General features: G+C 28.3%; 19 protein-coding genes. 6 read left to right on the top strand and 13 right to left on the bottom strand.

The annotated features are described in order from the left end of the window. From ybeY to AMN70_RS01420, 5 genes are read right to left on the bottom strand one after another with little or no spacing between them, the layout of a single operon-like run. Positions 1-462 carry an rRNA maturation RNase YbeY gene (ybeY, locus tag AMN70_RS01440; protein ID WP_075501239.1) on the bottom strand — a complete coding sequence of 154 codons (462 nt, stop codon included), beginning with the start codon at positions 460-462 and terminating at the stop codon, positions 1-3. Further along, on the bottom strand, positions 455-1,453 hold the full coding sequence (locus AMN70_RS01435; protein WP_075501238.1) for a PhoH family protein: 999 nt from the start codon (positions 1,451-1,453) through the stop codon (positions 455-457). The genes ybeY and AMN70_RS01435 overlap by 8 nt, the downstream gene beginning before the upstream one ends. Before the next feature lie 3 nt (positions 1,454-1,456). After that, positions 1,457-2,785: a tRNA (N6-isopentenyl adenosine(37)-C2)-methylthiotransferase MiaB gene (gene miaB, locus AMN70_RS01430; protein ID WP_075501237.1), complete on the bottom strand. Its 1,329-nt coding sequence runs from the start codon at positions 2,783-2,785 to the stop codon at positions 1,457-1,459. 4 nt (positions 2,786-2,789) lie between these two features. Further along, positions 2,790-3,203: a Fur family transcriptional regulator gene (locus AMN70_RS01425; protein ID WP_075501236.1), complete on the bottom strand. Its 414-nt coding sequence runs from the start codon at positions 3,201-3,203 to the stop codon at positions 2,790-2,792. Between the two features lie 8 nt (positions 3,204-3,211). Continuing rightward, complete coding sequence (locus AMN70_RS01420; RefSeq protein ID WP_256998018.1) at positions 3,212-3,553, bottom strand: peptidase M22; 342 nt, start codon at positions 3,551-3,553, stop codon at positions 3,212-3,214. On the opposite strand from AMN70_RS01420, the gene AMN70_RS01415 reads away from it, so the two are divergent. Beyond that, the gene (locus tag AMN70_RS01415; RefSeq protein ID WP_256998017.1) at positions 3,546-4,607 is read left to right on the top strand and encodes a polysaccharide deacetylase family protein; all 1,062 of its coding nucleotides are present in this window, start codon (positions 3,546-3,548) and stop codon (positions 4,605-4,607) included. The two genes, AMN70_RS01420 and AMN70_RS01415, sit on opposite strands and share 8 nt — an antisense overlap. Here the strand turns inward: AMN70_RS01415 and AMN70_RS01410 are convergent. Genes AMN70_RS01410 through murJ form a run of 4 tightly spaced genes read right to left on the bottom strand, consistent with a single transcriptional unit; the run spans position 4,604 to position 8,817 of the window. Then, positions 4,604-5,689 (bottom strand): glucosaminidase domain-containing protein, encoded by a 1,086-nt coding sequence (locus tag AMN70_RS01410; RefSeq protein ID WP_075501234.1) that lies wholly within the window; start codon positions 5,687-5,689, stop codon positions 4,604-4,606. The two genes, AMN70_RS01415 and AMN70_RS01410, sit on opposite strands and share 4 nt — an antisense overlap. A 2-nt stretch (positions 5,690-5,691) precedes the next feature. Beyond that, on the bottom strand, positions 5,692-6,231 hold the full coding sequence (locus AMN70_RS01405; RefSeq protein ID WP_075501233.1) for a NifU family protein: 540 nt from the start codon (positions 6,229-6,231) through the stop codon (positions 5,692-5,694). 52 nt (positions 6,232-6,283) lie between these two features. Next, positions 6,284-7,285: a tryptophan--tRNA ligase gene (trpS, locus tag AMN70_RS01400; RefSeq protein WP_075501232.1), complete on the bottom strand. Its 1,002-nt coding sequence runs from the start codon at positions 7,283-7,285 to the stop codon at positions 6,284-6,286. A gap of 2 nt (positions 7,286-7,287) precedes the next feature. Continuing rightward, a complete protein-coding gene (gene murJ / locus AMN70_RS01395) occupies positions 7,288-8,817 on the bottom strand; it encodes a murein biosynthesis integral membrane protein MurJ (protein WP_075501231.1) in 1,530 nt (509 codons plus the stop codon). Between the two features lie 50 nt (positions 8,818-8,867). Here murJ and AMN70_RS05740 point away from each other — a divergent pair, with 50 nt between their 5' ends. Further along, on the top strand, positions 8,868-11,150 hold the full coding sequence (locus AMN70_RS05740) for an NADP-dependent malic enzyme (protein WP_075501230.1): 2,283 nt from the start codon (positions 8,868-8,870) through the stop codon (positions 11,148-11,150). On the opposite strand, the gene AMN70_RS01385 is transcribed toward AMN70_RS05740, so the two are convergent. Beyond that, the gene (locus AMN70_RS01385; protein WP_075501229.1) at positions 11,151-11,744 is read right to left on the bottom strand and encodes a BON domain-containing protein; all 594 of its coding nucleotides are present in this window, start codon (positions 11,742-11,744) and stop codon (positions 11,151-11,153) included. Further along, positions 11,734-12,594 carry a 16S rRNA (cytidine(1402)-2'-O)-methyltransferase gene (gene rsmI, locus AMN70_RS01380; RefSeq protein ID WP_075501228.1) on the bottom strand — a complete coding sequence of 287 codons (861 nt, stop codon included), beginning with the start codon at positions 12,592-12,594 and terminating at the stop codon, positions 11,734-11,736. Before rsmI ends, AMN70_RS01385 begins: the two co-directional genes overlap by 11 nt. A 34-nt stretch (positions 12,595-12,628) precedes the next feature. On the opposite strand from rsmI, the gene AMN70_RS01375 reads away from it, so the two are divergent. Continuing rightward, positions 12,629-13,783 (top strand): ABC transporter substrate-binding protein, encoded by a 1,155-nt coding sequence (locus AMN70_RS01375; RefSeq protein WP_075501227.1) that lies wholly within the window; start codon positions 12,629-12,631, stop codon positions 13,781-13,783. On the opposite strand, the gene rdgB is transcribed toward AMN70_RS01375, so the two are convergent. Then, positions 13,767-14,363 carry an RdgB/HAM1 family non-canonical purine NTP pyrophosphatase gene (gene rdgB / locus AMN70_RS01370; protein WP_075501226.1) on the bottom strand — a complete coding sequence of 199 codons (597 nt, stop codon included), beginning with the start codon at positions 14,361-14,363 and terminating at the stop codon, positions 13,767-13,769. The genes AMN70_RS01375 and rdgB overlap by 17 nt on opposite strands. A 42-nt stretch (positions 14,364-14,405) precedes the next feature. Between rdgB and AMN70_RS01365 the strand changes: the two genes are divergently transcribed. The 3 genes from AMN70_RS01365 (at position 14,406) to dnaJ (ending at position 18,178) form a co-directional block, all read left to right on the top strand. Then, complete coding sequence (locus tag AMN70_RS01365) at positions 14,406-15,026, top strand: nucleotide exchange factor GrpE (RefSeq protein ID WP_075501225.1); 621 nt, start codon at positions 14,406-14,408, stop codon at positions 15,024-15,026. Positions 15,027-15,087: 61 nt separating this feature from the next. Further along, positions 15,088-17,013 (top strand): molecular chaperone DnaK, encoded by a 1,926-nt coding sequence (dnaK, locus tag AMN70_RS01360; protein WP_075501224.1) that lies wholly within the window; start codon positions 15,088-15,090, stop codon positions 17,011-17,013. A gap of 28 nt (positions 17,014-17,041) precedes the next feature. Further along, positions 17,042-18,178, top strand: coding sequence for a molecular chaperone DnaJ (gene dnaJ / locus AMN70_RS01355; protein WP_075501223.1), 1,137 nt, complete (start codon positions 17,042-17,044; stop codon positions 18,176-18,178). Here dnaJ and AMN70_RS05625 read toward each other — a convergent pair. Continuing rightward, positions 18,175-18,321, bottom strand: a complete 147-nt coding sequence (locus AMN70_RS05625; RefSeq protein ID WP_179850363.1) for a hypothetical protein — start codon at positions 18,319-18,321, stop codon at positions 18,175-18,177. The genes dnaJ and AMN70_RS05625 overlap by 4 nt on opposite strands. Positions 18,322-18,332: the final 11 nt, after the last annotated feature.

Below are 18,332 nucleotides of genomic sequence, written 5' to 3'. Positions count from 1 at the left end.
TTAATTAATCTTTTTGATAACTGAATGATAAATTTTTTCTTCCTCTTTTAACATGCTTTTATAATCTTTCATTTTAATATGATTAAATCCTAGTAAGTGCAAAAACCCATGAATAAATGTTTTTATAACTTTTATTTTAAAAAAATCTATTTTTTGATTTTTAGGTTTGTCCATAAAATTATAGCTAATAATAATATCTCCTAAGTATATTTTATTATTAATTTTTATTTTAGTATTTAAAGGAAATGATAATATATCTGTTGGCTTATTTTTATTTCTAAACTTTTTATTTAATTTTTGAATACCTTTATTATTTGATAATAATAGCGTTAAAAATATTTTTTTATTTATAAAACGATATTTTTTTGGAAAAGATTTACAAACAGAATAAAAAAAAGGTTTTAATCTTTTTATTTTTTTTGACCAGTTTTTGTCATCTGATAAGACTTCTACACTAATCATTATGATTGCTATAAGCTTTAACAATCTTTGATACTAACGGATGCCTAACAACATCTGAATGATCAAAATCGATAACAGTTATTTCATTCAAATGAGATAAAAGTTTTTTTGACCTGTCCAGACCTGACATACTTTTATTTGGAAGATCTATTTGAGATGGATCTCCATTTACTACAATTTTAGAATTTTCACCTATTCTCGTAAGAAACATCTTTATTTGAGTATCGGTAGCATTTTGTGCTTCATCTAAAATAGCAAATGAATTTTTTAATGTTCTACCACGCATATACGCTAAGGGGGCTATTTCAATATCACCAATCTCAATCATTCTCTGTATTTTTTCAAAGTGAAATAAATCGTATAAAGAATCATATAAAGGCCTTAAATAAGGGTCTACTTTTTCCTTCATATCACCCGGCAAAAATCCTAATCTTTCTCCTGCTTCTACAGCAGGTCTAGATAAAATTATTCTTTCAATTTTTTTTTCAAGCAGCATTGTTAAGCCAACCGCTACAGCTAAAAAAGTTTTTCCTGTACCTGCTGGACCTGCAGAAATTATTATATCACTTTGTCTTAGTGCTCTAACATAATTTTTTTGTTTTTCTGATCTTGGAATAATTGATTTTTTCGGAGTTTTGATAATATCAGTTACATTTTGATTTTTAACTTTTTCCTCTATCATAAATTTATCTATAGAAGATAATATGTCTTTATTTTCAATATTTCCATTATTAATAAACTGATTGGCTAAAAATTGTATTGCTTCTTTGACCTTTTCATTTTTGTCTGGTGTTGATTTAATAAGAATAGAGTTTCCTCTAGAATAAAGATTCGAGCCTGTTATCTTTTCTAATTCTTTTAAGTTTTTATTAAATTCTCCAACAACTCCCATTAACAAATCATTATCATGAAAAATAACACTTAAAGTATCATTATCTGAATAAACAAATTTTAAGTTAGAATCAAAATTTTTTTTCTTACTAATACTCAAATTTTAAGCTACCCTCTGATTTGATTGATCAATAATTTCCCCAAATAAAGTGTTTTGATTGCTGCTTTGGATTTTTACTTTGATCACTTTACCAATAAAATCATCACTTCCTTCAAATAAAACTGACGTCATGTATTCTGATCTGCCAAATAATTTAGATTTATCATCAGTTCGATTCTCAACCAAAACATCTATTATTGTATTCTCTATAGACTTATTAATTTTAAGCTGATTCATGAATAATTTTTGTTGAACGAGCTCTAATCTTTCAATCGTTTTTTTTTTGTCTATGACTGGTAAATCAGAAGCTGCCGTTCCGGGTCTTGGACTAAAAATAAATGAGAAAGAATTTATAAATTTTACATTATCGATGAGTTTTAAGGTTTCATTAAAATCAATATCTGTTTCGCCAGGGTAAGCAATAATAAAGTCACTTGAAAATTTAATTTTTGGATTAATTTTTTTAAATTTATCAAATATTTCTAAATATGTTTTTATTGTGTGTTTCCTGTTCATCAACTCTAAAACTTTATCAGAACCGCTTTGAACTGGTAAATGAACTAAAGGCATTAATTTTTTTGAGTATTTATAAACATCAATCAAATCATTAGTCATATCTTTTGGATGTGAAGTTGTATAACGTATACGTTCAATACCAGAAATTTTTTCTAATTCCAAAATTAAATCAGACAACTTAAATCCCTCAAAATTATAAGCATTTACATTTTGACCTAAAAGAATAATTTCTTTGGACCCGTTATCAATTAAATGTTTGGCTTCATCCAAAACTTGAACAAATGGTCTAGAGTATTCTGGTCCCCTTGTATATGGAACAACGCAAAAATGACAAAATTTATCACAACCCTCTTGTATTGTTAAATAAGATGAAATTTTTTTTGTTTGATTTTTAATCTTGCTGAAATAATCAAACTTTGAAATTGCATCAAACTCAGTCTCTTCTAATTTCTTTTTTTTAATATGATAATTTAATATTGTTTCGTTAATTTTATGGTAAGCTTGAGGTCCTAATACCAAATCAATATAAGGTTCTCTATTTATCATTTCTTCATGTTCTGCTTGAGCAACACAACCTGCTACAATTACTAAAGGTTTAATCTTTGTTCTAAATATTTTTTTTAATCTACCAACTTCATGATAGACTTTTTCTTTTGCTTTATCCCTTATATGGCAGGTATTAATCAAATAACAATTTGCGTCTTCATGATTATTAGTTTTTTCATAACCAATTTTTTTTACTGAGTCATATATTCTATTGGAGTCATACTCATTCATTTGACAACCAAAGGTTTTTATAAAAATTTTTTGGTTCATCAATTTATTCAGATTTCTTTTTTATTCCATAAAGTTCAAGTTTGTGATCAACTAAAGAGTAACCATATTTTTCAGCAACTTTTTTTTGTAGTTTTTCTATCTCTTCATCAACAAATTCTATAATCTCACCTGATTGAACATCAATGAGGTGATCATGATGTCCCTCGTTTAATTCTTCGTATCTTGCTTTTCCACCCTTAAATTCATGTTTTGTTAAAATTCCTGACTCTTCAAATAATTTTACTGTTCTATAAACAGTTGCAATACTTATCTTTGGATCAATTTTTGAAACACGCTTATAGAGTTCATCTACATCAGGGTGATCTGAAGACTCTGACATTACTTTAGCAATAATTCTTCTTTGATCGGTTAATTTAACACCTTTGGACAAGCATTTGGTTTCGATAGTATCTGACATAATTAATTTTAACTTATATAAATAGGATTAATCAAATTTTTTTTAATCTTTAATTTATCACACAAATTGGGAACATTTTCATATTTATTATTATATGATTTGTCAAAATCTTCAAAACTAAAACAATAATAATCAATTTTTTTTGCTATATAAATAGCTTTAACGACAGCAAGAGAATTTCTTATACCAGCAAAACTACCTGGACCCCGATTTACATATAATTTTGAAATTTCGTTAATTTTTAAATCATAATCATTAAGAAAATCGTTAATTAAAATAGTTAATTTTTCATAATTAGTTTTACTATTTTCATGACTAACACTATAAATATTTCTATCCTTAATGAGCATTAAAAATATTTTTTCTTTGGCTGCATCAATTATCAAATCATTCATATTAATTATTTTTTTAATTATAAATTCTAAAGCAGATGAAAATAATATCAAACAATATTCTAAAGATGAGGGTGTTCTATCAATTATGTATCATAGATTTGATGAAAACAAATACCCATCAACAAATATTCGAATGGAGGTTTTTTTAAAACATATAAAAATGATTAATGATTTGAATTACGAATTCATTAATCCAGAAAAATTTCAACAAAATTTCAGTATTCCAAAAAAACAAAAAAAAATCCTTTTAACTATTGATGATGGCTTCCAATCTTTTTACGATGTTGCATGGCCATATTTAAAAAAAAATAAAATTCCTTTTATTTTATTTGTTTCAACTGAACCAGTTGGAAATAAAGGTTATATGACTTGGGAACAAATTAAAGAAATAGAAAAAGAAAGTTTTACAATGATAGGACACCATTCTCATTCCCATGAGTATTTAATAGAAGAAAGTGATGAAGATTTCGTTAAAGATATTGAAAAAGCTAATAAAATTTTTAAGGAAAAAATCAATTATATTCCAAAACTATTTTCATATCCTTTCGGTGAATACTCTGAATTCATGAGAAATTATATTTCTAACAATTTCATGTTCGCCTTTGGACAGCACTCTGGTGTAATTGATGTAAATAAAGAAAAATTTCAACTACCCAGATTTCCAATTAATGAAAATTATGGAGAGTTAAAAAGATTCAAAACTATCATAAATACTTATCCACTAGAATATAAAAATTTAATTCCTTTAGAAAAAAAACTTGATAAAAAGAATAATCCTCCAATCTTTTCAGTACAGTTTTTTAAAAATCAAAAAAATATTAAAAATATAAATTGTTATTCTAACGAAGGTGATAAATGGGAAAAATCGAATATTAAATTTAAAGATGACACTTTGTTCATAGAATTCAGAGAAGCTTTTCTTCCAAGAAGAGGAAGAGTAAATTGCTCTCTAAATGATGATGGTAAGTGGAGATGGTTTGGTACTCAGTTTATAATTTCTAGAAATTAAATTAAACTTTCTAATTCTAGACTAGAAGGTAGAAGTTTAGCGTTATCAAAATCTTTTAAGTTGTTTTGTTTAATAATTTTTTGTAAAATTTTAACATATTGTTGACCTGTCTCAGCATACTCATCTAAGTATTGTGAAAGAATAATGCTATCTAACGGTTTGCCCGCGTCTCTCAATTTTGCTCTTGCAAGTCTAAATTCTTTATATGTTTTATGTGTATTTAAATTTCTTTGATAGGCTCTAACTGACGCTTGAAGAACATTAAACTTCATAACTTTATGTCCTTTGTTTTCATCAGCCTCTTTGGGTTTTAAACCATCGCCCGACCAAGTCCACTGACCAAAAAGTGCGTTTCCATCTTGAGCAAATCTTGAGGTGCCCCAGCCAGTTTCTTTTGCTGCTTGTGCTAGTGCCAAAGATACTGGCACTTCATCCATTCTAATTTTAAGAGTTGATAAGTCTTTTGATGGAATCCCATATTGTTTATATTTTTTATCTAACCATTTTTTTTCTAGGTCAGAGTTATTACTTTTATTTATTATGCTGAACAGTCTTTTTCTGTCTAATCTTATATTATTGTTCTCCTGTAATATTAAGGGTAATACTATTTGAATAAAAAATTCTTTTCTCTTTTTAACACTCTCAATCTTTTTAATTTCACGCGGAAATGAGTCTAATGCTACTGGTTTAACTAATTTATTTTTTCTTATATCGTCTAATTTATAGTTTGTATCTTCGTAAAGCTGAAGAATTGTTGAAGCATCTAATCTTACTGCATCAGTTTCTTTCTCATTTAAATTGTAAATATCAACAAGTAAATCTCTCTCATCGTATTGCTCATCACCATCTAAATTACCATTAGTTTGTTTGTCTAATGTGTAAGCTAAAACAGTTTTTGAATTATTCCTGAATTCTTTAGTATTTAATATATTGTCATTCGTAAAATTAGCAATCAAAGGCAATGAATAAAATCCTAAAATTACAACCAAACTACTTATTAAAGTTCTAACAAGAGATCCCAAATTATTATCATCTATAGTTTTAAAAACCTTAATTTTCTTATTCTTAATAAATTTTCTCATATTTAGACTGCTACAACTTCTTTCACCTCTGGCAGGTAATGACAAAGAAGATTTTGAACTCCTTGTTTAAGAGTCATTGTTGAACTAGGGCACCCAGAACAGCTTCCTTGAAGCTGAACCATTACAATACCATTTTTAAATTCTTTAAATTTGATATCACCACCATCTTTAGCAACCGCTGGTCTTATCTTTTCATTTAAAATTTTTACAATTTTTTTTTCAACATCACTCAGATTTTCGTTTTCTTCAAAAGGACTTTTATCAATTACAAACTCTTTACCATTAGAATAAAAATCATTTATTAAAGATATTACAATGTGTTTAATTTCATCCCACGAAGTATGATCATATTTATTGATTGAAATAAATTCTTTACTCAAAAAAACACCTTCTACTCCATTAACTGACATTAAATTTCTTACTAATTCATTTTTAACTTCATCCTTTTTGGTAATTTCGAATGACCCACTTTTAGATACCACTCTACCTGGTAAAAATTTTAATGAATTAGGATTTGGTGTTGATTCTGTTTGAACGAACATGATTTATATATAGTCAATAATTTTAAAATTGAAACTTGTTTAAGTAATTAATTTAAAAGCCTATTATTTCTTGCATTTTTTTTATCTTTTTAGAGGCAATATTGTTGGCTTTCTTATGACCTTCCAAAAGTATTTTATCCAAAAATCCTTTATCATTAACTAATTTTTTTATTTCTAATGTGATAGGATTAATTTTTTCAACTAAAAGCTGAGTAAGTTTATCTTTGAAATCTGAAAATTTTTTTCCTTTAAATTCACCAACTGAATTATCTAAAGATGAATTTTTCAGACTTGAATAAATTTCTAGAAGATTTCTAGCTTCTGGTCTTTTCATTAACTCATCAGTATTTGAAGGTAATGGAAGTGGGTCTGTTTTTGCTTTCTTAATTTTGTTTACTATTAAGTCCTTATCGTCTGTTAAGTTTATTCTACTCAAATCTGATAACTCAGATTTACTCATTTTTTTTGTTCCATCTTTTAGACTCATTATTCTTGAAAACTGTTTTTGAATAAGCGGTTCGGGAATTTTTAAAAAGTCATCAACTCCATAATCATTATTAAATTTTTGAGCAATATCTCTGCATAGTTCAAGATGTTGTTTTTGATCTTGTCCTACAGGTACATGTGTGGTGTCATATAATAAAATGTCAGCTGCCATTAATATTGGATAAGAATATAATCCAATGCTTGCTTTTTCTTTGTCTTTACCTGCCTTTTCTTTAAATTGTGTCATTCTATTTAACCAGCCCATTCTTGCAACGCAACTTAATAACCAAGCAGCTTCGGAATGTGCTGGCACAGCAGATTGATTAAAAATGATACTTTTTTCAGGATTTATTCCGCAAGCGATAAATGTTGCAACAGTTTCTCTTATATTATTTCTAAGCTCTTGGGGATCTTGATTAACCGTAATGGCATGCAAATCAACAACACAAAAAACACACTCATTTGCAGGTTCATTATTCAAATCAACAAAATTCTTAATTGCACCCAAATAGTTTCCTAAATGTAAATTACCTGTCGGCTGTACACCTGAAAATATTTTTTTACCCATTATTAATACTTTAATTTAATATCCTCTAATTGAAAAGCCTTGATCAAATAAGATATCATCAAATAAAAGCCCAGCCCTAAAATAACTGATAAAATTAGATATATAGATTTTAGAGAATTTCCAAAAGATAGTTGATGATTAAATAGAATCATCAAATAATTAAAAAATAAACCCATTAATATTGAGGAAACTACGATTTTAAAAAAACGTATGAAAAAAATTTTATTGAAACTAAATAAATTTCTTTTTTTAAGGAATAAAAATAATAGTATTGAATTAAACCACGAAGAAATTGTCGTCGCTATTGGAATTATTATAAAACCAATAGACCTAAAGAAATAAACACTAATTATTATGTTTAATAACACAGACACTAACGAAATATAAAAAGGAGTTTTTGTATCATGATTTGCAAAAAAGAAACTTGAAAAAACTTTAATCATTGCGAAAGCAGGCAAGCCTAAACCAAAGTAATAAAGTGCTTTAGCTGAATTTAATACTGAGTTTTCATCAAATTGACCATATCCAAATAATGCAGAAATAATCTGATTGGCTGCAATTAATAAAGCTACTGATGCAGGTAAACTTAGAAATAAACTTAATTCTAAAGCTTTATTTTGAATAAAATCAATTTTTTTTTTATTTTTAAAACTTATTTGTTTTGATAATTGTGGAAGAATTACAATTCCAATTGCGATTCCTGCAATTGCTAAATTAATTTGATAAATCCTATCCGCATAATAAAGATATGAAACAGCACTTGCTTGAAAAGATGCAATAATTGTCCCAATTAAAATGTTAATTTGGGTAACACCTGAAGAAAATATACTTGGAAGAAGTTTTTTAAAAAAATATTTTACTTTTTTAGATACTTTTAATTTTATTCTTAATCTTATATTTAGATATTTCTTTACAAAAGAATATAAAAATATGAGTTGTAATAAACCTGCTAAAGTAACTCCATAAGATAGATAATAAACCAATTTATCATCTAAGAAATTACCAAATAATAAGATAATTATTAAAACAATATTTAAAATAATTGGTGCTGCAGCTGACTCGGCAAATCTATTATGGGTATTAAGTATTGCTGAAAAAAAAGATGCTAATGACACTAAAATCAAAAATGGAATAGTAATTCTCGTAAGATTGATCGCTAATTTCATTTTTTCATTATCTTCAATAAAACCAGGGGCAATTAATGAAACAAATAAAGGCATGAATATTTGAATTATTAGTACTAAAGATAATAAAATTAATAATAGAAGATTAAAAACTTCATTAGCAAAGTTATTTGAATTTGTTTTTCCTTTAACTATTTCTGTAGAATAGCTGGGAACAAAAGCTGCATTAAAAGTTCCTTCAGCAAATAATCTTCTAAATGTATTCGGTATTCTGAATGCTACAAAAAAAACATCAGCTAAAAAACCAGTCCCAAGAAAAATGGCAACCAAAATATCTCTCAAATAACCTAGCAACCTACTGATTATTGTAAAAAAGCTAAAAGTCCCAGTTGACTTAATTAAGTTCATAAATCATATTAGTCTTAATTTTACCCCATTTGTACATCTAATTATCAATAATGAAAAAAACAAAAACAGATCATTATACAGAAAAAGAAGCTTTAGAATTTCATACACATAAAAAGCCGGGAAAATTAGAAATAATATCTTCTAAAAATATGACAACAAAAAGAGACCTCGCTTTAGCATATTCACCTGGAGTTGCAGCTCCTGTAAAAGCAATAAGTGAAAATCCAGAGAAAGCCTATGATTATACAAGTAAAGGAAATCTTGTTGCAGTTATCAGTAATGGTTCTGCAATTCTTGGTATGGGAAATTTGGGGGCTCTAGCATCTAAGCCTGTAATGGAAGGTAAAGCAGTCTTGTTCAAAAGATTTGCTGATATAGACTCTATCGATCTTGAAATTGATTGCAAGGATGCAGATGAAATCATAAGGTCTATCAAAAATTTTGCTCCTAGTTTTGGCGGAATTAATCTAGAAGATATTGCAGCACCAGATTGTTTTGAGATAGAAGAGAAATTAAAAGAAATTTTGGATATACCTGTTTTTCACGATGACCAACATGGTACAGCAATTATTACCACAGCTGCTTTAATTAATGCTCTAGACATAAGCAAAAAGTCAATAAAAAAAATTAAAATTGTTGTTAATGGTGCAGGTGCATCAGCTATGGCATGTACAAATTTATTTAAAAATACTGGAGTACCACAAAAAAATATTACTATGATAGACAGAAAAGGAGTAATCTATAGGGGTAGAGAAAATCTTAATCAATGGAAATCAAGTCACGCTATCGAAACTAAAGATCGAGTTTTATCAGATGCAATTAAAGATGCAGATGTATTTTTAGGATTATCTGCCAAAGGAGCTCTAACTAAAGATATGGTAAAGAAAATGGCTAAAAATCCAATTATATTTGCCTGCGCTAATCCTGATCCAGAGATCACTCCAGAGGAGATCGAGGAAGTTCGAGATGATGCAATCATTGCAACTGGAAGATCTGATTATCCAAATCAAGTAAATAATTTAATTGGATTCCCTTATATATTTAGAGGTGCACTAGACGTAAGATCAAAAACAATTAATGAAGAAATGAAAGTGGCTGCAGCTAATGCTATAGCAAATTTAGCCAGAGAAGATGTTCCAGATGAAGTTGTTGCAGCAATGGGAGGAGAAAGACCTCACTATGGTAAAGATTACATAATACCATCAACATTTGATCCAAGATTAATAAGTGTAATACCTGCAGCTGTTGCAAAAGCAGCTATGGATAGTAACGTTGCTAGAAAACCTATAGTTGATTTTGAACAATATAAAGAACAGCTAAAACAACGCTTAGACCCTACTGTTACAATTATGCAAGGTATTAACAATTATATTAAAAAACATCAAAAACGAATAGTTTTCGCTGATGGTGAAGATATAAATACATTAAAAGCAGCAATTGCTTTTAAGAACTCTAAATTAGGTATCCCAATTTTAATAGGTAAGGAAGAAAAAGTAAAAGAGCAAATAAAAAAAATTGGTTATGATCAAAACTTTGACATAGAAATTGTAAATTCAAAAGATACTGAAAAAAGAAAAAAATACGTTCAGTATTTATTCAAAAAACTGCAAAGAGAACAAGGTATGTTAGAATGGGATTGCGACAGACTTGTAAGAAATGATAGGGTCGTTTGGGCATCATGTATGGTTGCTTGCGGGGATGCAGATGGTGCTGTAACTGGTAACACTAGAAGATTTGGAGCATCATTGGATAAAATAAAACAAGTTGTAAATCCTAGACCAGGAGAAATAATGTTTGGTTTAAACTTAGTTGTCCACAAAGGAAAAACTATTTTTGTTGCTGACACAAGTGTGCACGAATATCCAACTTCAGAGCAAATGTCAGAGATTGCAGTCTCTGCAGCAAGAGTGGTACGCCTTTTTGGTTTTGAACCAAAAGTAGCTTTTGTATCTCACTCAACATTTGGACAACCAGAAACTAGTCGTACTAAACATATAAAAAAAGCAGTGGATATTTTAAAAGAAAAAAAAGTGGATTTTGAATTTGATGGAGATATGCAGCCAGATGTTGCTTTAAATGAAGAATATAAAAATCTTTACCCGTTTTCAAAAATTGTTGGTAATGCAAATATATTGATAATGCCCGGTCAACATAGTGCAGCTATATCTTATAAAATGATGAAAACTTTAGGTGATGCAAAAGTTATAGGTCCTTTATTAGTTGGTTTGGGTCTTCCAATAGAAATAGCCCCTTTGAGAACATCAACCTCTGAATTGATAAATTTAGCATCAATAGCTGCTTATTCTGCTGATGTTATTGATTATAAAATCTAATTAATCTTTTTGAATTCTTAAATCGTCTACAAGAATTATACTTGCTATGACATTTTCAACATCTAAAATTTCTTTTGCTTCACTTATAACTTCGTCTTTCTCATTGATTGTTAAAGCTATACCATAGACGTAAATTTTCTTTTTATATGTATCAATTTGATAATTTGTAGCTTTTATATTTTTATTAAAAATCATTGCTGCTCTCAATTGAGATGTTATCAAAATATCTTTTGCAGATTGTTGAAAATTAAATTCCTCTTTGATTTTGATATCATTTCTAACTGATCTTACTCCATCTGTCTCCCAAGCAAGTTTAGTAAGTTTTAATTTTTCCTCAGGGCTGTCTACTTTGCCTGTCAAAAATATTCTACCATCTAATACTTTTGATTTAATTGATAATAAATATTTTTTATCCATCAATATAACTCTAGCTGACAAATTTTTTTGCATTATAGAGTCATCAACTTGTGTTCCGACTGACCTCGGATCAAATGCAACACTAACTCCAGTCCCAAAAATACCCTTGGAAGCGACGCCCGCGCATCCTGTTAAAACTAAACAAGCAAAAAAAATTACAAATAATTTATTTTTCATTTTTCAACCTCAAACAATAATTATAAATTTCTTTTTTTGGAATATTGCTTTTCTGGGAAATAAAATCAGTTATCTCTCTTAAACTTAGTTTGTTAATCATTATTTTTATATCTCTTTTATCTGATTCACTTAAAAAAAGTGACTTTTTTTTATCAATTATTTTTTCAGATATAACTAGGGTCAATTCACCTTTTGGTTCATTTTTAAAAAGTTCTAATTCATTCAAATTAGATCTTATAAATTCCTCATAATATTTAGAAATTTCTCTACATATCAATATTTTTCTATCATCAAAATAATTCTTTAGATGTGGAATTATTTTATTAATTTTTTTTGGTGAAACAAAGAAAACAAAACAAAAATTTAAATTAGATAATTTATCTAACTCTTCTTTAATCTTTTTTTCTTTCTCAGGAAAAAAACCATAGAATAAATATTTTTCGCTAAAACCACTTATAGATACTGCGGTTGTAACAGCTGAAGGACCAGGTAATGGAATTACATTAATATTATATTGCAAACACTTATTAATCAAAATAGCACCTGGATCAGAAATACTTGGTGTTCCTGCATCAGAAATTAATGAAACAATTTTATTATCTTTTAGTAAATCAATTATTTTATTTAAATTTTTTACTTCATTAAATTTATGATAGGAAATTAATTTTGTTTTTATCATGAGTTTATCTAACAATTTTTTTGACACCCGGGTATCTTCACAAAGAATGAAATCTGAATTTTTTAATAATTCTATGGCTCTTAAAGTAATATCTGCTAAGTTACCTATTGGAGTTGGTATTAAATATAACCCTTTTTTTAACTTATTATTGTGTGATATAGGGTTTACCATAATTTAAACAGTATTAAAGTATTACTAACATCAAATGAAGAAAATTTTCACTATACTTTTCTTTTGCTTTTGTAATTTATTTTTTACCATTAACTCAAGTTTAACTGAGGAAATTAAAGTCAGAATAGGTTTACTTGTACCATTATCAGGAGATAATGCAGAAATTGGTAAACAGATAGTAAAAGCTACACGCTTAGCTTTAAAAGATATCAACTCAGAAAATTTAGAAATATTTCCAAAAGATACTCAATCTGATCCAAAAAAAACATTAAGATCTGCTGTTGAATTAGAGAAACTTGGAATTAATTTGGTTATCGGACCAGTTTTTTATGAAAATCTAATCTATTTAGATGAATTAAAGAATCTAACATTTTTATCATTCACTAATAAAACATTAAATCTACCAAATAATGTTATTAGCACTGGAATAAACTCAACTTCTCAATTGAACACAATAAAGAAATTTATTGATCAAAATAAGATAAAAAAAACAATATTTTTAATACCTAATTTAAATTATGATTTAGAAGTAAAAGAAGGAATTAAAAAATCGAGAATTAAAACTTCAAAACAATATTTTTACGACATTGAGCCTACGAAATTAACTAAACAAATTGAGAAAATTACAAACTACGAAATCAGAAAACAAAATTTAATAGATGAAATAACGAGATTAGAAAATTCAGATGATCCAAACAAAGAAAGAAAAATAAAAAATCTTAAGAAAAGATATACAATTGGGAATGTTAATTTTGACTCTGTAATAATTGCAGATTTTGATGAAAGTCTTAAGAGTATTATAACCTCATTGCTTTATACTGATGTGTCACCAAAAGATAAATATTTTATGACATTTAATCAGTGGTTTGATGAAAGTTTACTAAATGAAACTGCTTCACAACCAATATATTACCCTTCAATAAATAAAAAAAACCTAGAAGAATTTAAAAAAAAATTTTTAAATAAATTTAACGAAGATCCAAATCACATATCTTTATTAAGTTATGATTTGGTGGGTTTAATATATTATCTATCTTTAAAAAATGATATTAATGAAATTAATAAAGCATTTAATGCAAAGAACTCTTTTAAAGGAAAAATTGGAATTTTTGATATCAAAGATAACAAAATTAATCACCGTCTTAATTTTTACAAAATTGAAAATGGTTCTCTTATAGAAATTTTTTAATTTTTTTGAATGCTTTAAATCGATGATCTGATTTATATTTCAATTTAGGAGAAATTTCACCAAATGTAAATTTTTTACCAATAGGAATAAAAATAGGATCATAACCAAATCCATTTTTTCCTTTAGGTATATTTGAAATTGTTCCTTCAACTTTACCTTTTACGCATTTAATTGTTTTACTTAAGAAGCTTACAGAGAGAACACAAATAAATCTTGCTTTTATTTTTTTATTTCTCCAATCTTTATCTTTTTTATCAAGTTCTCTATAAACACGTTTGATTGCTTTTTTGAAGTCTAAATTCTTTCCACCCCATCTAGCTGAATAAATGCCAGGTGCTTTATCAAGAATATCTATTTCTAAACCTGAGTCATCGGCAAGACATAATAAATTTGTTTTTTTTGAAAAATATTTTGATTTTATAATTGAATTATCTGCAAATGTTTTGCCACTTTCTCGTGGGCTTTTCAAGTTAAAATCTGATGTAGAATAAGTTTTGATATATTTTGGAAGCAGTGCTCTAATTTCTTTTAATTTTCCCTTGTTATTAGTACCTATTAAAAGATTCTTAATTTTTTTCATTTACATCTAGTAATTTAAGAAATTCTTACCATATATAAACTTATGGAGAAAGAGCAAGAACCAATAAATAATTCTTCTAATGAAACAGAGGAAAATACTGAGACCGAAAATCATAATGATCCAATTTCAGAAAATGAAAAAAAAGATGAGACTACACCTGAAGATAAAATTAAAGAGTTAGAAGACAAATTATCAAGAACATTAGCTGAAATGGAAAATCAAAGAAGACGATTTGAAAAAGAAAAAGAAGATGCTTTTGAATATGGTGGGTTTTTATTTGCAAAAGAGGCTTTAAATTTAATTGATAATTTAGATAGATCTAAACAGGCTTTGGAAAATGACGAGAAGTTGAAAGATACTGAGGCCTTACAAAAAATTTTAGATCATTTAAAAGTTGTAAATAAAGAATTAATTTCTATTTTTAACAAAAACAATATTAAACAAATAGAATGTTTAAATAAAAAGCTTGATCCAAACTTGCATCAATCGATGATGGAAATTGAAGATGATGAGAAAGAACCTGGAACTATTATTCAAGAGGTTCAAAAAGGTTTTACAATAAAAGATAGATTATTAAGGCCTTCTTTAGTAGGTGTTTCCAAAAAATCACAAAATGAACGAGGGGAACAACTAAAAACTACTAAAAATAAGGATAATAATTAATTGTATGGGTAACTTGTAGAATTCAATTTAACCCCTATATGAGAGAGGAGTAATCAATATTATGAGCAAAATTATAGGAATAGATCTTGGAACTACTAATTCTTGCGTTGCAATAATGGAAGGTAGCCAGCCAAAAGTTTTAGAAAATGCTGAAGGCGCAAGAACAACTCCTTCAGTAGTAGCTTTTACTGATGAGAGCGAAAAACTAATTGGTCAACCGGCAAAAAGACAAGCTGTAACTAATCCAGAAAATACAATTTTTGCAGTAAAAAGATTAATAGGAAGAAATTTTGATGACCCAACAGTAAAAAAAGATATTGAGGCTGCACCATTTAAAATTGTAAATTCAGAAAAAGGTGATGCTTGGATTGAGTCTAAAGGTGAAAAATATTCTCCATCACAAATTTCTGCTTTTATTCTTCAAAAGATGAAGGAAACAGCTGAAAAATATTTAGGTCAAGCTGTAACAAAAGCGGTTATAACTGTACCTGCCTACTTTAATGATGCACAAAGACAGGCAACAAAAGATGCTGGTAAAATTGCTGGTTTAGAGGTTTTAAGAATTATTAATGAACCAACGGCTGCATCTCTAGCATATGGTTTAGAAAAAAAACAAAATAAAAAGATTGCTGTTTATGATTTAGGTGGAGGAACTTTTGATGTTTCAATTCTTGAGCTAGGTGATGGAGTTTTTGAGGTTAAATCAACTAATGGAGATACATTTTTAGGTGGAGAAGATTTTGATAATGCGATTGTTGAATATTTAATTTCAGAATTTAAAAAAGATAATGGAATTGATTTAAAATCTGATAAACTTGCACTCCAAAGATTAAAAGAAGCTGCAGAAAAAGCTAAAATTGAATTATCGTCAGCTGAACAAACTGACGTAAACTTGCCATTTATAACTGCGGATAAAACTGGCCCAAAACATATAAATATTAAAATGACTAGGGCAAAATTAGAAGCTTTAGTGGAAGATTTAATTGCTAAAACTATGCCTCCATGTAAGACAGCTTTAAAGGATGCTGGTATTACTGCGAACGAAGTTGATGAAATAGTAATGGTTGGTGGTATGACCAGAATGCCAAAAGTAATTGAGGAAGTTAAAAATTTTTTTGGAAAAGAACCTAATAAAAGTGTAAATCCTGATGAAGTGGTAGCAATGGGTGCTGCAATTCAAGCAGGTGTTTTACAAGGTGATGTTAAGGACGTTCTTCTTCTTGACGTTACACCATTATCTTTGGGTATTGAAACATTGGGAGGTGTTTCTACTAAGTTAATTGAAAAAAATACAACTATTCCAACTAAAAAAAGTCAAGTTTTTTCAACTGCAGAAGATAACCAGCCTGCTGTATCAATAAGAGTTCTTCAAGGTGAAAGAGAAATGGCTGCTGATAATAAGATATTAGGAAATTTCGAATTAGTTGGTATTGCACCTGCTCCTAGAGGAGTTCCTCAAATTGAAGTGACTTTTGATATAGACGCAAACGGAATAGTAAACGTATCGGCAAAAGATAAGGGGACTGGAAAAGAACAAAAAATTCAAATCCAAGCCTCAGGTGGTCTAAGTGATGAAGAAATTGAAAAAATGGTTAAAGATGCCGAAGCTAACAAAGAAGCGGATAAAAAGAAAAGAGAGTCTGTAGATGTAAGAAATCAAGCAGATACCTTAATACATTCAACTGAAAAAAATCTTAAAGAACACGGGTCAAAAATCTCAGATGCTGAAAAAAAAGCAATAGAGGATGGATCTAATGCTCTTAAAGAGTCATTAAAAGGTGAAGATATTGAAAATATTAAAAAGAAAACTGAAAGTTTAGTTCAAGCTTCAATGAAACTTGGAGAAGCTATTTATAAATCGCAACAAAGTGCAAAACCAGATCCTAATAAAGATGATGGTAAAAATGAAAAGGAAAAAAAAGACGATAATGTTGTTGATGCTGACTTTGAAGAAGTAAAAGACGAAAATAAAGAAAAAAGCGCTTAATTAACATCTATTTGTCCAAGTTAATTATATGGCTAAAAGAGATTATTATGATGTCTTGGGCGTTAGAAAAAATGCTAGTCCTGAAGAACTTAAATCAGCTTACAGAAAATTAGCAGTCAAATATCATCCAGATAAAAATCCCGGCGATAAAGTAGCCGAAGACAAATTTAAAGAAGCTAGTGAAGCCTATGGGGTCCTTTCTGATAAATCAAAAAAAGAAAATTATGATAATTTTGGTCATGCCGCTTTTGAAAACGGAGCTGGTGGACGGGGAGGATTTGGAGGTTTCGGAGGATTTAGTGGAGCAGATTTCTCTGATATCTTTGAAGATTTTTTTGGTGATTTTGGTGGAGGCAGACGAAGTTCAAGAGGAAGAAGCTCTAATAATAGGGGCTCAGATTTAAGGTACGATTTATCTATATCATTGGAGGAAGCATATACTGGAAAAAAACAAAATATACAATTTTCGACTTCAGAAAAATGTAATACTTGTAAGGGAAACGGGTCAAAACCTGGAACAAGTCCTGATAGGTGTACTTATTGTGGAGGAAATGGGAGAGTACGCTCAAATCAAGGATTTTTCACTGTACAACAAACTTGTCCACAATGTGCTGGAAGTGGAGAAGAAATTACTCAACCATGCTCAGATTGTAGTGGACAAGGTAATAAACAAACTTCCAAAAAAATATCTGTAACTATTCCTAAAGGTGTTGATGATGGAACAAGAATTAGACTTGCTGGAAAAGGTGAGGCTGGTACAAGAGGAGGTGACACTGGAGATTTATATTTATTTATCAATATAAAGTCTCATGATCTTTTCAAAAGATCCGACGTAAATTTATTTTTTGAATTTCCAATATCAATCGCTGACGCTGCTCTTGGAACTACAATAGAAATCCCAACTATTGACGGAAAAAAAGCTAAAATAAAAATACCAGATGGTACGCAGGATGGTAAACAATTTAGATTAAAAGGAAAAGGAATGCCCTTTATGCGAAGAGGAGATTACGGTGATTTATATGTTCAAGTAAAGACGGAAATCCCTGTATATTTAAACAAAGAACAAAAAGAGTTACTAGAAAGATTTAGAAAAATAGAAAATGAGAAATCTAATCCTAGCATTAAAAAGTTTTTTCAAAAAGCGAAGGATTTTTGGAAAAATTAAAAAATGGAATTAGATAAAATAATTCCTGCAATTTTTTTAATAGCTGTATTGGTACTTATTTTTCCAAATTTCTTAACAACTAATTCAAAATTAAAGCTATTTTTAAAAAATTTGATCATTTGGTCTATAATTGTTGTATCCATTGTGATAATTT

The sequence above is a fragment of the Candidatus Pelagibacter communis genome, assembly GCF_001179925.1.
GTDB classification, from domain to species: Bacteria; Pseudomonadota; Alphaproteobacteria; order Pelagibacterales; family Pelagibacteraceae; genus Pelagibacter; species Pelagibacter ubique_E.
The sequence above is the reverse complement of the archived record's forward strand: the minus strand, read 5'-3'. Positions and strand labels throughout refer to the sequence as shown.